The 13,356-nt window shown below is 67.8% G+C and carries 13 protein-coding genes; 3 read left to right on the plus strand and 10 right to left on the minus strand.

What is annotated here, in order from left to right; genetic code table 11:
- Window position 1: 1 nt before the first annotated feature.
- From hflD to V3391_RS04700, 4 genes are read right to left on the minus strand one after another with little or no spacing between them, the layout of a single operon-like run.
- The gene (hflD, locus tag V3391_RS04685) at window positions 2-586 is read right to left on the minus strand and encodes a high frequency lysogenization protein HflD (protein ID WP_332077708.1); all 585 of its coding nucleotides are present in this window, start codon (window positions 584-586) and stop codon (window positions 2-4) included.
- The gene (gene mnmA / locus V3391_RS04690) at window positions 586-1,707 is read right to left on the minus strand and encodes a tRNA 2-thiouridine(34) synthase MnmA (RefSeq protein ID WP_332077241.1); all 1,122 of its coding nucleotides are present in this window, start codon (window positions 1,705-1,707) and stop codon (window positions 586-588) included. The genes hflD and mnmA overlap by 1 nt, the downstream gene beginning before the upstream one ends.
- Window positions 1,704-2,186, minus strand: coding sequence for an NUDIX hydrolase (locus V3391_RS04695; RefSeq protein ID WP_232149524.1), 483 nt, complete (start codon window positions 2,184-2,186; stop codon window positions 1,704-1,706). Before V3391_RS04695 ends, mnmA begins: the two co-directional genes overlap by 4 nt.
- Window positions 2,186-2,704: a hypothetical protein gene (locus tag V3391_RS04700; protein WP_332077242.1), complete on the minus strand. Its 519-nt coding sequence runs from the start codon at window positions 2,702-2,704 to the stop codon at window positions 2,186-2,188. The genes V3391_RS04695 and V3391_RS04700 overlap by 1 nt, the downstream gene beginning before the upstream one ends.
- Window positions 2,705-2,789: 85 nt before the next feature.
- Here V3391_RS04700 and clpS point away from each other — a divergent pair, with 85 nt between their 5' ends.
- Both clpS and clpA read left to right on the plus strand, forming a co-directional pair.
- Window positions 2,790-3,110, plus strand: a complete 321-nt coding sequence (clpS, locus tag V3391_RS04705) for an ATP-dependent Clp protease adapter ClpS (protein WP_232135322.1) — start codon at window positions 2,790-2,792, stop codon at window positions 3,108-3,110.
- Between the two features lie 78 nt (window positions 3,111-3,188).
- The gene (clpA, locus tag V3391_RS04710; RefSeq protein WP_332077243.1) at window positions 3,189-5,474 is read left to right on the plus strand and encodes an ATP-dependent Clp protease ATP-binding subunit ClpA; all 2,286 of its coding nucleotides are present in this window, start codon (window positions 3,189-3,191) and stop codon (window positions 5,472-5,474) included.
- 153 nt (window positions 5,475-5,627) lie between these two features.
- Here clpA and V3391_RS04715 read toward each other — a convergent pair whose 3' ends face one another.
- From V3391_RS04715 to trxB, 6 genes are all read right to left on the minus strand, one after another.
- Window positions 5,628-7,493 (minus strand): DUF885 domain-containing protein, encoded by a 1,866-nt coding sequence (locus V3391_RS04715; protein WP_332077244.1) that lies wholly within the window; start codon window positions 7,491-7,493, stop codon window positions 5,628-5,630.
- Window positions 7,494-7,635: 142 nt separating this feature from the next.
- Entirely contained in the window at window positions 7,636-7,854 is a 219-nt protein-coding gene (gene infA, locus V3391_RS04720) for a translation initiation factor IF-1 (RefSeq protein WP_055248081.1), read from the minus strand.
- A 121-nt stretch (window positions 7,855-7,975) separates the two neighbouring features.
- On the minus strand, window positions 7,976-8,719 hold the full coding sequence (gene aat / locus V3391_RS04725) for a leucyl/phenylalanyl-tRNA--protein transferase (RefSeq protein ID WP_332077245.1): 744 nt from the start codon (window positions 8,717-8,719) through the stop codon (window positions 7,976-7,978).
- The gene (locus tag V3391_RS04730; protein WP_332077246.1) at window positions 8,716-9,843 is read right to left on the minus strand and encodes a GNAT family N-acetyltransferase; all 1,128 of its coding nucleotides are present in this window, start codon (window positions 9,841-9,843) and stop codon (window positions 8,716-8,718) included. Before V3391_RS04730 ends, aat begins: the two co-directional genes overlap by 4 nt.
- A complete protein-coding gene (locus V3391_RS04735) occupies window positions 9,840-11,150 on the minus strand; it encodes a DUF2254 domain-containing protein (protein WP_332077248.1) in 1,311 nt (436 codons plus the stop codon). Before V3391_RS04735 ends, V3391_RS04730 begins: the two co-directional genes overlap by 4 nt.
- 17 nt (window positions 11,151-11,167) lie before the next feature.
- Complete coding sequence (trxB, locus tag V3391_RS04740) at window positions 11,168-12,133, minus strand: thioredoxin-disulfide reductase (RefSeq protein ID WP_310149579.1); 966 nt, start codon at window positions 12,131-12,133, stop codon at window positions 11,168-11,170.
- 154 nt (window positions 12,134-12,287) lie between these two features.
- Between trxB and V3391_RS04745 the strand changes: the two genes are divergently transcribed.
- On the plus strand, window positions 12,288-13,355 hold the full coding sequence (locus V3391_RS04745) for an alanine dehydrogenase (protein WP_332077249.1): 1,068 nt from the start codon (window positions 12,288-12,290) through the stop codon (window positions 13,353-13,355).
- The last annotated feature ends 1 nt before the right edge of the window (window position 13,356 follow it).

A 13,356-nucleotide genomic window follows, 5' to 3' on the forward strand; every position in this document is an offset into this window, starting at 1 on the left:
GTCAGATCGCCTTGAGCATCTGCTGCCGGCGCAGCAGGAAATCCCACAGGCTGCCGCCCATCTGCCGCCACAACACCGCCGAACGCAGCGAGGCCAGCAGTACCGCGCGGATTTCGGCGACGACGTTGGCCTGCCCGAGGTAGTGCGGATTGCCCTGGACCATCACCTTCGGACGCAGATGGCTGACGGTGTCGGCGTACAGCGCGCCGAGTGCGGCCAGCACTTCGGGATGCGTATGGCCCAGTTCTTCGGCCTTGGGCTTGATCTCGAGGATGCCGTGATGGACTTCGCCGCTGACGGCGCTGTCCTGGATGAAGCGGCGCTCCAGCTGCACGACCGCGAGGCCCAGCTTGGGCAGCAGCGGGTCGCTGCCCTGGTTGCCGAAATAGTCGCGCAGCAGCATCAGGCCGGGCACCACCGCGTCGCGGCCGCCGTAGACCTCGGCCGGCGAGCTGGCGTCGATACGGAACACGCTGTCGAGCGCTGTCGACAGCACGGCGGCGTCGGCCTGGCCGGTCTCGGCAATGCGGCGGACCTGCTTGAGCGCCTGGGCCATGCCGGCCAGTGCGAGGACACGTTGCTCCATCATGCCGCCACCTCGCGTGCGCGCAGTTCCAGCGGCGCGTCGGTGCGCGCGATGACCGCGCCGCCGAGGCAGACGTCGCCGTCGTAGAGCACCACGGACTGTCCGGGCGTGACCGCACGCTGGGGGCGGTCGAACCGCACGTCGAGCTGGCCGGTGTTCGCATCGATGGTCACTTCGCAGGATTCCTCGTGTTGCCGGTAACGGGTCTGGGCGGTGCAGCGGAAACGCTGCGCCGGCGGCTCGCCGGCGATCCAGTGTGCGGGTTCGCTCGTCAGATGCGACGACAGCAGATACGGCGTGTCGGCGCCCTGGGCGACGAAGAGCACATTGTCGCCCACATCCTTGCCGACCACATACCAGGGCGCCGCGTCGAAGCCGCGCACACCGCCGATCTGCAGGCCTTCGCGCTGGCCGAGCGTGAAATAAAAGACGCCGGGATGCATGCCGACGCGGTGCCCGTCGGGCGTGCGCATCTCGCCCTGGCGTGCGGGCAGATACTGGCCGAGGAACGTGCGGAAGTCGCGTTCGCCGATGAAACAGATGCCGGTCGAATCCTTCTTCTCCGCCGTCGGCAGGCCCGCCGCGCGGGCGAGATCGCGCACATCGGTCTTGGGCAGTTCGCCGAGCGGGAACAGTGTGGCGGCGAGTTGCGCCTGGCCGAGCTGGTGCAGGAAGTAGCTCTGGTCCTTGTTGCGATCGCGCGCGCGCAACAGGCGCCAGCGGCCGCTCTCGACATCGACGCGCGCGTAGTGTCCGGTCGCGATCTTCGCCGCGCCCAGATCGCGCGCCGCGTCGAGGAAATGCTTGAACTTGATCTCGCGGTTGCACAGCACGTCGGGATTCGGCGTGCGGCCGGCCGCGTACTCGGCGATGAAGTGCTCGAACACGCCGGCCCAGTATTCGCCGGAGAAATCGCGGAAATGGATCGGCAGGCCGAGCCGGCCGGAAACGGCCACTGCGTCGCGGCGATCGTCCTCGGCGCGGCAGTCGCCGCTGCCGTCCTCGGCCCAGTTCTGCATGAACAGGCCGGCCAGCGGCGTGCCCGCATCGCGCAGCAACAGTGCGGCGACCGAGGAATCCACGCCGCCGGACATGCCGACGATGACCTCCGGCGCGCTCACGGAATCTGACGCACGGCCGACAACGGGAAGCGCTGGCCGGCGAGGCAATCGGCGACGACCTGCCACACCAGCGGACTGCGATGTCGCGCTGCTTCGGCCTGCAGCTGCGCCGGGGTGAACCAGGTGGCTTTCTCGATGCCGTCGTCGAGCGCGCGCGCCGGATCGTGCGACAGCGGGCGCGCGGCGAAGGCGAAGCGCAGGAAATGCCGGCCGTCCGCTTCGCCGGGACGCGGCGCGGACTTCCACAGATAACTGCCGATGAAACCGGTCAGCTCGACCGTCCATCCCGATTCCTCGAGCGTCTCGCGCACGGCCGCGTGCAGCAGCGATTCGTCCGGCTCCAGATGGCCCGCCGGCTGGTTGATCACCAGGCGCCCGTCGACGCGCTCCTCGATGCAGAGCACGCGGCCGCCGTCCATGACCACGGTCGCGACCGTGACGTCCGGCTGCCAGAAGCGCGGATCGGCCGACACCGCCATCACAGGGCGTCCTCGCCGGTGAGCTGCAGCTCCATGTCGTCGGCCAGCTCGGCGGCGATTTCGAGTGCCTGCTCGAACCGCGCACCGTCGGCGTCGTCGTGGAGCTTGATCACATAGAACAGTGTGTCGCCGGCAATCTCCCAACCGCCCAGCACATTGCGCTGGCTGTCGCGCAGCAGCATGTCGGCCTGCTCCGCGCTGAAGCCGCCTGCGGGCACCGGCGCGGCCGGCGAGAACACCTCGCGGACCGCGCTGTCGCCGAGCACGTGGGCGCTGCCGGCGACGAACGCCAGCTGGCTGCGGTTCTCCTGCTGCCAGGCGAAGACGACGCGGTAATCACCGTCTTCATCGCGCCCGTAACGCACGCCGTGGGCGTCGAGCCGCTGGGCAAGCGTGTCTTCGGCGCTGGGGACGAGGCCGGCTGCGCCCGGACCGGCCGCGACGATCGGCGACAGGGCGAGCAGGCAGGCGAGCGGCAGCAGGCGCGATGCCCGGAACAAGCGGCGGCGGTGATGCATCGAGGCACCAGGTCGGGGGAATGCCGGTCATTCTGACGACCGGGGTCTGGGGCGTCCATCCACGGCGCGGCGGTATAATCGGCGGATGAGTCGCAGACACGAACACGAACATGATCACGGCACCGCGGTGGCCCCCGGCCGCCCGGAAGTCGCGCCACCGCCGCTGTACTCGGTGCTGCTGCTCAATGACGACTACACGCCGATGGACTTCGTGGTCGAGATCCTGGTGCGGTTTTTCGCGCTGGATCTCGAACGCGCGACCCAGGTGATGCTCCACGTGCACACGCGCGGCCGGGGCGTGTGCGGGATCTACAGCCGCGAAGTCGCCGAGTCGAAGGTCGCGCAGGTGAATGAATACGCACGGCTCAATCTGCACCCCTTGCTCTGCACGATGGAAAAGGCCTAATAAGCCCACGGGGGCAGGGTTTGTTTGCCGGAATCGGGCCCCATCTAGGGTGTCAGTGAAGCCGGAGGCGACCGCCCCATGTTCAGCAAAGATCTCGAGTTTACGATCGGCCAGTGCTACAAGCGCGCCCGCGAGGCCCGCGACGAGTACATGACGGTCGAACACCTGCTGTTGTCGCTGCTCGAGAACCCGTCTGCGGAGGCCGTGCTCAAGGCCACCGGCGCGGATTTCGAGCGTCTGCGTGGCGACCTCGAGCAGGCCATCCTCACATCGGTCACCAAGCTGGCAGAAGACGACACGCGTGACACCCAGCCCACGCTCGGGTTCCAGCGCGTGCTGCAGCGCGCCGTCTACCACGTCCAGTCCTCGGGCAAGAAGGAAGTCACCGGCGCGAACGTGCTGGTCGCGATCTTCGGCGAGAAGGATTCGCACGCGGTCTACTACCTCAACCAGCAGGACGTGACCCGGCTGGATGTCGTCAACTATCTCTCCCACGGCATCGCCAAGAGCGGTGGCGAGGAGCCCGATGGCGCGCACGAGGATCCGGCCCAGGCCCGGACCGAAGGTGCCGAAGGCGAGGGCAAGGGCGATGCGCTGGCCGAGTTCGCGAGCGATCTCAATGTGGCCGCGCAGGAAGGCCGCATCGACCCGCTGGTCGGCCGCGCCGAGGAAGTGGAGCGCACGATCCAGGTGCTGTGCCGCCGCCGCAAGAACAATCCGCTCTACGTCGGCGAAGCCGGCGTGGGAAAGACCGCGATTGCCGAAGGCCTGGCCAAGCGCATCGTCGACGGCGAAGTGCCCGAGGTGCTGGCCGATGCGACGATCTACTCGCTCGATCTGGGCGCGCTGGTCGCGGGCACCAAGTACCGCGGTGATTTCGAGAAGCGTCTGAAGGCGGTGCTGACCGCGATCAAGAAGCACCCCGGCGCGATCCTCTTCATCGACGAGATCCACACCATCATCGGCGCCGGTTCGGCGTCGGGCGGCACGATGGACGCGTCGAACCTGATCAAGCCGGCGCTGGCGTCGGGCGAGCTGCGCTGCATCGGCTCGACCACGTTCCAGGAATACCGCGGCATCTTCGAAAAGGACCGCGCACTGGCGCGCCGCTTCCAGAAGATCGACATCGTCGAGCCGACCGTCAGCGAGACCTACCAGATCCTGCAGGGCCTGAAGCCGCGTTACGAGGCGCACCACGACGTGACCTACGCCGACGAGGCGCTGCAGGCCGCCGTTGACCTCTCGGTCAAGCACATCGCCGATCGTCTGCTGCCCGACAAGGCCATCGACGTCATCGACGAAGCGGGCGCACGTCAGCGTCTGCTGCCCGAAGGCGTGCGCAAGGCGCTGATCGACGTCGAGGAAGTCGAGACCATCGTCGCCAAGATGGCGCGGATTCCGGCCAAGCAGGTCAGTGCGACCGACAAGGACGTGCTCGAGCATCTGGAGCGCAACCTCAAGATGGTGATCTTCGGGCAGGATCCGGCGATCGAGATGCTGACGTCTGCGATCAAGCTCGCGCGTTCCGGCCTCGGCAGCCCCGACAAACCGATCGGCAACTTCCTGTTCGCCGGTCCCACCGGCGTGGGCAAGACCGAGGTCACGCGCCAGCTGGCGCTGCAGCTCGGCATCGAGCTGGTGCGCTTCGACATGTCCGAGTACATGGAATCGCATTCGGTGAGCCGCCTGATCGGCGCACCCCCGGGTTACGTGGGCTTCGACCAGGGCGGTCTGCTGACCGAGAAGATCGTCAAGACGCCGCACTGCGTGCTGCTGCTCGACGAGGTGGAGAAGGCGCACCCGGACATCTTCAACATCCTGCTGCAGGTGATGGACCGCGGCGTGCTGACCGACACCAACGGGCGCGAGGCGAACTTCCGCAACGTGATCCTGGTGATGACCACGAACGCCGGTGCTACCCAGGCCTCGCGCCGTTCGATCGGCTTCACGCGCCAGGACCACAGCAGCGATGCGATGGAAGTGATCCGCAAGAGCTTCACGCCGGAATTCCGCAACCGTCTCGATGCGGTGGTGCAGTTCCAGTCGCTGGGCTTCGAGCACATCCTGCGCGTGGTCGACAAGTTCATGATCGAGCTGGAGTCGCAGCTGCACGACAAGAACGTCTCGCTGTCGGCCACCCCGGCGGCCCGCGACTGGCTCGCACAGCACGGCTTCGATCCGCAGATGGGGGCGCGTCCGATGTCGCGCGTCATCCAGGACAAGGTCAAGCGTCGTCTGGCCGACGAACTGCTGTTCGGCAAGCTGGCCAACGGCGGCCGGGTCTCGATCGACGTGCAGGACGGCGAGCTCACCGTCGAAACCTGGGCGGAGCCGGAACGGCTGCTCACCGCGACCGTCGACTGACCGACGCCGCGGACCGTGTCACGAAGAAGGCGCCCGAGGGCGCCTTCTTTTTTCGGATGTGTGGGAGCGGCCTTGGCCGCGACGGGGCTTCGCGGGACGGCCCCATCGCGCGCAAGCGCGCTCCCACGCGGAGAGTTCTTTTGGCGTGCTGGATCAGCGCGCGGACGCCTCCACCCATGCGTCCACACGACGCTCGAGCAGATCCAACGGCAGCGCGCCGCCGCCGAGCACGGCATCGTGGAATCCGCGCACGTCGAAACGATCGCCGAGCCGCTCTTCGGCGTTCTTGCGCAGTTCCTGGATGCGGATCATGCCGATCTTGTAGGCCGTCGCCTGGCCCGGCCACGACAGATAGCGTTGTACTTCGGAGCGGATCGTCGCTTCCGGGAACCCGCTGTTGTCGTTGAAGTAATCGACCGCCTGCTGCTCGGTCCAGCCCTTGGCGTGCATGCCGGTGTCGACGACCAGCCGGATCGCGCGCCACAGCTCGGAACTCAGCTGCCCGTAACGCGAATAGGGATCGGCATAGGTGCCCGGAATTTCCTTGGCCTGCCACTCCGAATACAGACCCCAGCCTTCCGAATACGCGGTGGTCTGGTATTGGGTGCGGAACTGCGGCAGGCCGGTGAGCTCCTGCGCGATCGCGATCTGCATGTGATGGCCGGGCAGGCCTTCGTGATACGCGATGACTTCGAGTTCCGGCTTCGGCATCGCGTTCATGTCGGACAGATGCGCGTAGTAGATGCCGGGTCGGGTGCCGTCGGGACTGCTCGGGAAATAGTGCTGCGCGGCGCCGGGTTCTTCGCGGAAGGATTCGACGCGGCGCACGACCAGATCGGCCTTCGGCAGCAGGCCGTAGAACTGCGGCAGTTGCTGCTTGATGTTGTCGAGCAGGCGCGTGGATTCGTCGAGGTACGCCTGGCGACCGGCATCGGTGTTCGGGAACTTGAACTGCGGATCGGTGGCGATGAAGCGGAAGAACGCCTGCAGGTCGCCGTCGAAGCCGACCTCGTTCTTGATCATCTCCAGATCCTTGTGGATGCGCGCCACGTCCTGCAGGCCGATGTCGTGCACCTGTTCGGGCGTCAGGTCGGTGCTGGTGTTGCGACGCAGCTGCGAGGCGTAATACGCCTTGCCGTTGGATTGTGTCGTGCCGACGCCGGCGGGATTCTCCAGTGCGTTGCCGATGTCGCCCTCGTGCCACGCGATCACGCGCTGGTAGGCGGGGCCCACGGATTCCAGCAGCGCCGCGCGCGCCTGGGTCTTGAGCGCCTCGGCTTTCGCGGCGTCGATCGTCCCCGCCTCGCGCAGCGCGTCGGCCTTCTTGACCAGATCGGCCCACAGCGCGGTGTCGTCGCCTTGCGAGAACGGCGCACCGGTGATCACGTTGCGCGACTGGGTGATGACGCCGGTGTAGGCGAACTTGGGCGCGCGCATGCCGGCGTCCGCGCTGGCCTGCGCATGTTCGAGCAGGGTGTCGAACATCGTCGGCAGCGCGCGCAGTCGCGCGATGTAGGCGAGGTAGTCGGCTTCGCTGTCGACCTTGTGGAAGTTGATCAGCAGCGTCGGCAACATCGCCTGCGGTCCCATCATCTGGGTGAAGGCGTAGCCGTTGCGGCGGTACTGGAACTGTTCGGCCGCCTCGCGCGCCTGCTGCGCCCACAGCTCGTAGGACAACCTGCCTTCGAGATCGAGCGCATCGACGTCGAAGCTGCGCTCCATCTCGGCAACGCTCGCGCGTTGCCACGCGAGCTGCTTTTCCATCGCGGCGTCCGACACGTCGTCGAGCTGGTCGTACAGCTCCTTGCGGCCGAGGAAGGTCAGCCCGATCGGGCTGAAGCGCAGCGAGGTTTCGTACTGCTGGTCGAGCCAGGCATTGAGGCGCGCGGTCTCGGCCGCGGGCGGCGCCTGGGTCATCGCCGTCGGCGCGGCGCCTGCGGCGGGCGCGGTCTGCGCTTGGACGGGCAGGGCGAGTGCGAGCGCAAGGACGAGCGTGGTGACGGCAGGCAGTCGGGGCATCGGAGACATCCGTTCGGTCGTGTGGACCGAGCCTACCGCGCGGAATGCCGTGCCGGCATGCAGATGACCCGGCAGCCGGCGCATTGCCCGAAACGACGAAGGCGACCCATGGCCGCCTTCGGAAGGTGTTGCGCTGCCGCGGTTACTTCATGCGGTAGGTGATGCGGCCCTTGGTGAGGTCGTAGGGCGTCATTTCCACCTTGACCCGGTCACCGGTCAGGATGCGGATGTAGTTCTTGCGCATCCGTCCGGAGATGTGCGCAATGATTTCGTGGCCGTTCTCGAGCTTCACCCGGAACATGGTGTTCGGGAGGGTCTCGGAGACCGCGCCTTCGAACTCGATGACGTCGTCTTTCGCCATGCGTGTGGAATATCCGTCGTTGGGGATGCGGCGCACGGTTCGAATGATTTCGAGCTCGCGCCAGCAAAGCGGGGTATTGTCGCACGCGGCTGCAGGCGATGCAAAACGACCCCTGCGCGCTTCAGTCCGGCGTGCCCAGCGCGGCCGCGGGGATCTCGCCGAACGCGCCGGTCCATGCGCCGATGACCGGGGCACGGGCTTCGGCCAGCACGTCGACCGATGCGATGAACCGTTCACGCGGCCAGCTGGCGGCGCCCAGCGAGTCTAGATGCGGATTGCCGACCTGGGCATCGATCAGCGGCATGTCCCAGCGGCGCATCTGCCGGGCGAGCCCGAACAGCGCCGCCTTCGATGCGCCGGTGCGGGCGCTGAACATGCTTTCGCCGAAGAACATCCGGCCGATCGACACGCCGTAGATGCCGCCGACGAGCGCATCACCGTCGAACACTTCCACGCTGTGGGCGATGCCCGTCGCGTGCAGGGCGGCGTAGGCGTCGCGCATGGCATCGGTGATCCACGTGCCGTCCTGACCCGGGCGCGGCGCCCGCGCGCAGGCGGTGACCACCGCGGCGAACGCGGTGTCGGCGCGCAACGTCCAGTCGCTGCCGCGCAAGGTGCGTGCGAAGCGCCGGTTCGGATGCAGCGCCGCGGTCTCGAAGACCGTGCGCGGATCCGGCGACCACCACAGGATCGGTTGCCCCTCGGAGAACCACGGAAACACGCCGTGGCGGTAGGCCTTGCGCAGCCGCGGCACCGACAGGTCGCCACCGAATGCGAGCAGGCCGTCGGGGCGGCGCAGCGCGCTTTCAACCGGCGGAAACGGGGCGTCCGGCTCCACGCCGAGGCGCGGCAGATGCAGGCTCACGGCGTGGGTTGCCGGAATGGACTGCTGGCGGCGAGTGTCGCTGCATACCCGCGGATCGACTGCGCTTCCTGCGCGCACCACTCGCGCAGCGCGCGCCGGAATTCGGGGTCGGCGATCCAGTGGCGGCTGTGCACCAGCGTCGGCAGGAAGCCGCGTGCGAGTTTGTGTTCGCCCTGCGCGCCGGGTTCGAAGTGGCGCAGCCCCTCGCGCAGGCAGTAGTCGATGCCCTGGTAATAACAGGTCTCGAAATGCAGGCCGGGCAGGGCGGCGATCGCGCCCCAGTAGCGGCCGTACAGCGTGTCGCCGCTGCGCAGGCACAGTGCACCGGCGACGGGAACGTCGCCGAGGTCGGCCAGCACCAGGACCAGCTGGCGCGGCATCGTCGCGGCGAGATGGCGCAGGAAATCCAGCGTCAGCGCGGGCGAGTTGCCGTACTCGGCGAAGGTCTGCAGGTAGAAGCGGTACATCGTCGCGAGATCGTCGTCGCTGGTCTCGTCGCCGCGCAGCACGCGGAACGTCACGCCCGCGCGGGCGACCTTCGCGCGCTCCTGACGGATGTTCTTGCGGTGCTTGTGGTCCATCGCGGCGAGGTAATCGTCGAACGTCGACCAGTCGCCGGGATTGCGCCAGTGGTACTGCACGTCGATGCGCGGCAGCCAGTCGGCATCGAAGGCCTCCGCTTCGGCTGCGGTATGGAAATTGACGTGGGCCGACGACCAGCCCGCATCGCCGGTCGCGCGTTCGATGGCGACGCGCAGCGCTTTCCGCGCGCCGGCGTCACGCGCCAGCAGGCGCGGACCGGTCACCGGCGAATAGGGCGAGGCGACCAGCAGCTTCGGGAAGTAGTCATGGCCGTACTGCGCATAGGCGTGGGCCCAGGCATGGTCGAACACGAACTCGCCATGCGAGTTGGTCTTGCGGTAGGCGGGCGCCGCGGCGGTCAGCGTGTCGCCGTTCCACAGCGTCAGATGCTGCGGCGTCCAGCCCCACTCGGCGCGCAGGCAGCCGTGCTGCTCGAGTCCTGACAGAAAGGCATGGCTGACGAAAGGATTGCCGTCATGCAGCGCATCCCAGTCCGCCGCCGGCACGTCCGACAGCTGTGACAGCACGCGCAGCGCGGTCATCCGCTGCGTCCGTCGACGCTGTCGCCGGCTTCGATGACGGTGCGCCGCAACAGCTCGCGATCGGGCTCGAACGTCAGCGCGGTCATCGCGCGCGTCATCGCCAGACCCGCGTGGCGGCTGGCGGCCGCGGCGAAGACGGGATCGCCGGACGCGGCGATCGCGGCCAGCCCCTTCTGCATGCGGATGCCGATTTCCACCAGGCCGGCGCCGTCGCGGGCCAGCGCGGGATAGAGATCGCCGAACACGTCGTCGATGTCGATCGCCGGCACGAACACGCGTGCATGGCGGATTTCCGCTGCGGCTGCCGGCACGCCCAGACGGGCCCATTCGCACATCAGCCGGGTCACGGTGCCGATGATGTCGATCGCGGTGCCGGCATCGTTGATGCTGGCCGACAGTGCGCGGCTGCCGATCTCGGTCAGCACGACGAAGCCGTAGCGCGGGTCCTGCTCGAAGCTGCGCTCGTCGCTGATGGTGAACGCGCTGCGCACGCGCGCAATGACTTCTTCGGTCGCGGGCAGGCCGCGTGCGGCGACCAGCGCACGACCGGGCGCAGCGAACACCCCGGGCAACGCGACCACATGGATCTCCCCGTCATGGTCGGCCGCGATCGTGGCCAGCAGCGCGACGTCGATGTGCTCGACGTAGCCGATGTCCTGTGCCTCGAGCGCCGTCGCATCGGCCGGCACGCCGGGCGACGGTGCCGCGCCGAAAAACGGATCGTCCGCGTACTGGCGCACCGCGCGCCGGGTCACGTCTTCGACCAGATTGATCGTCGCGCCGAGCCGGCCGAAGCTCGACAGCTGTTCGATCCAGCGCAGCAGGGTCAGGGTGATCAGCACGATCACCAGCACGGTCGCCGCGAACAGCACGACGCGGCCGCTGTCGCCGTAGATGCCGGTGCTCAATGCGATCAGACCGACGACTGCGAACAGAAACGCACCGATGAAGGTCGCCAGCGCGCCCTGCGCGCCGCTGTCGGCGATCAGCAGGCGTGTCGCGCGCGGCGTGGCGCTGGTCGAGGCCGAGCTGTAGGCCGAGACCATTGTCGACAGCGAGAACGTCGTCACCGCGAGCATCGACGCGGCAAGAATGCCGAGCAGGTTGCCGACCGAATCGGCGCCGATGCGCCCGGCCAGCGATTCGGGAATCCAGGTCTTGACCAGGGCGCCGACCAGCGCGGTGACGATCGCGAGGCCGCAGTAGATCGTCGCGCGCACCCACATGCGCCGGGATTCCCGGCGCAGGATCAAGCGCAGTTGCGCCAGGGTCATGCGCGACGCCCCGCGCGCGGGGCCGGAACGCATGCGCCTGGCATCGGAACTCAGCCCTGCTGGTCGAGGAAGCGTTCGGCGTCGAGCGCGGCCATGCAGCCGAAGCCGGCCGAGGTGATCGCCTGGCGGTAGTGCTGGTCGGTCACGTCGCCGGCGGCGAACACGCCCGGCACGTTGGTCGAGGTCGCATTGCCGTCGATGCCCGAACGGATCTCGAGGTAGCCGTTGTTCATCGCGAGCTGGCCTTCGAACAGCGTCGTGTTCGGCGTGTGGCCGATCGCGACGAAGAAGCCGTGCACGGCGATCTCGCGTGTGCTGTCGTCCTGCACGGACTTCAGGCGCAGACCGGTCACGCCGGCATCGTTGCCGAGCACCTCGTCGACGGTGTGGTGCCACACCGGGACGATCTTGCCGGCCTGGATCTTCGCGTTGAGCTTGTCCTGCATGATCTTCTCGGCGCGCAGTGTGTCGCGGCGATGGACCAGATAGACGGTCCTGGCGATGTTCGACAGGTACAGCGCTTCCTCGACCGCGGTGTTGCCGCCGCCGACCACGGCCACGTCCTGGTCCTTGTAGAAGAAGCCGTCGCAGGTGGCGCAGGCGGAGACGCCGCGGCCCTTGAACGCCTCTTCCGACGGCAGGCCGAGGTACTTCGCGGTCGCGCCCGTCGCGATGATGATCGCGTCGGCGGTGTACTCGCCGCTGTCGCCCTTGAGGCGGAACGGACGCTGCGAGAGATCCGCGGTGTGGATGTGGTCGAAGATGGTCTCGGTGTCGAAACGCTCGGCATGCGCCTGCATGCGCGCCATCAGGTCCGGCCCCATCAGCCCGTGCGCGTCGCCCGGCCAGTTGTCGACCTCGGTGGTCGTCATCAGCTGGCCGCCCATCTGCATGCCGGTGATGACCACCGGTTTCAGATTGGCGCGCGCGGCGTAGACGGCGGCGGTCCAGCCGGCGGGGCCGGATCCGAGGATCAGCAGACGGAGGTGGCGGGGGCTTGTATTCGGGGCGCTCATGTATACTCGCGGGCTTCGGCACTGCGGCCTGACGTGGTCCATAGCTTGGCGGTGCGCCCCCCGCAAAACAAGGTTCGGCAACGTCAGCCGACCGGAACAATCCATCCGCGACACGCCGCCGAAAGCGGCGTTTTTTTGTGCAGGAGTCGGCGACATGCGTATCGGTATTCCGAGTGAGACCAAGACCCTCGAAGGCCGCGTGGCCCTGGTGCCCGAAGCGGCAGGCGATCTGGTCAACCGTGGTCACGAAGTGTGGGTGCAGCAGGGCGCGGGCCTGAAGTCGGGCTTCAGCGACGAGGCCTACACCCGTCTGGGCGTGAAGATCGCGCCGGACGCGGCCGCGCTGTACGAGAAGGGCGAACTGATCGTGAAGGTCAAGGAGCCGATCGAAGGCGACCTCGCGCTGCTGCGCAAGGACCACTTGCTGTTCTGCTACCTGCACCTGGCACCGCTGCCCGAACTCACGAAGCGCCTGCTCGACATCGGCCTGACCGGCGTCGCCTTCGAAACCGTCGAGCTCGACAACGGCGAGCTGCCGCTGCTGGCGCCGATGTCGGTGATCGCCGGCAAGATCGCGGTGCAGGTCGGCACGCATTACCTGCACCAGCCGCTCGGCGGCAAGGGCAAGCTGCTCGGCGGCCTGCCGTCGACCGAGCGCGGCAAGGTCGTGGTGTTCGGCGCCGGCGTGGCCGGCGGTGCGTCGGCGGCGCTGGCCGCGGCCGGCGGTGCCAATGTCGTGGTGTTCGAGAAGCGTCAGGACCGCATGGAACAGATGATGCGCCTGGGCAACAACGTCACCGCGCTGTATCCCTACGACGACGTCGTCGCCCGCGAGGTCGCCTCGGCGGACCTGGTGATCGGCGCGGTGCTGGTCACCGGTGCGGTCGCACCGCACGTGGTCACCCGCGAGATGATCAAGTCGATGGAGGACGGCAGCGTGCTCGTCGACATCTCGATCGACCAGGGCGGCTGCTTCGAGACCTCGCGTGGCACGACCTGGAAGGAGCCGGTCTACGTGGAAGAGGGCGTGACCCACTTCTGCGTGACCAACATGCCCGGCGCCGTGCCGCAGACCTCGTCGCAGGCCATCTGCGCGGCGATCCTGCCGTGGGTCAACAAGCTTGCGTCGGGCCAGTGGCGCGACAATGCGGCGCTGGTGCGCGGCATCAATGTCGAAGGCGGCAAGCTCGTGCATCCTGCGCTGCAGGGCATGAAACTTTGAC

It is taken from the genome of Luteimonas flava (genome assembly GCF_036584485.1).
GTDB classification, from domain to species: Bacteria; Pseudomonadota; Gammaproteobacteria; order Xanthomonadales; family Xanthomonadaceae; genus Luteimonas; species Luteimonas flava.